The following is a 557-nucleotide window of genomic DNA, read 5'->3' as shown; positions in this document are numbered from 1 at the left end:
GCGAGCGGGGCGAGCGGCAGGTGCGCGGTCGTCCGGCCGAAGGAGGGGAGGGCGGCGGGGGCGCGCGTCGCGAGGACGAGCCCGACGGGCTCCGGCTCGCTCTCCGGGGCCGGTGCGAGGCGGCGGACGGCGAAGGCGAGCGCGTCGAGCGAGGCCCGGTCGCACCACTGGGCGTCGTCGAGGACGAGGAGGAGCGGGCGGCCGGCCGCGAGCCCGGAGAGGAGCGTGAGCAGGGCGGTACCGGTCAGGAGGGGGTCGGCGGACTCCGGGGCCTCCTCCTGCGGCAGGCCGAGTGCGAGGGCCAGCGCACCGCGCTGACGCGCCGGGAGCGCCCGCACCTCGCCGAGGACCGGCCGCAGCAACTGGTGCAACGAGGCGAACGCGAGCCCCGCCTCGGACGCGCTCCCCTCCGCCCGCAGCACCCGCGTTCCACCCGCACGCGCCCACGCCACGGCCTCCTCGACGAGCACGGTCTTCCCGATCCCGAGAGGACCGCTGAGAACGGCGGCGCGGGGACCGGGCGCCTCGCCGCGGGCGGCGGGCGGCGCGGCGGCACG

At 79.7% G+C, this 557-nt stretch carries 1 protein-coding gene; it reads right to left on the bottom strand.

Features of this window, described 5'->3' with window-relative positions; translation table 11 throughout:
- Positions 1-557 (bottom strand): ATP-binding protein (locus G3I42_RS16775; RefSeq protein ID WP_164286803.1); only part of this gene is annotated, 557 nt, incomplete at both ends.

It is taken from the genome of Streptomyces sp. SID11385 (genome assembly GCF_010548245.1).
Taxonomy (GTDB): Bacteria; Actinomycetota; Actinomycetes; order Streptomycetales; family Streptomycetaceae; genus Streptomyces.
This window is presented reverse-complemented; position numbering and strand designations above follow the sequence as displayed.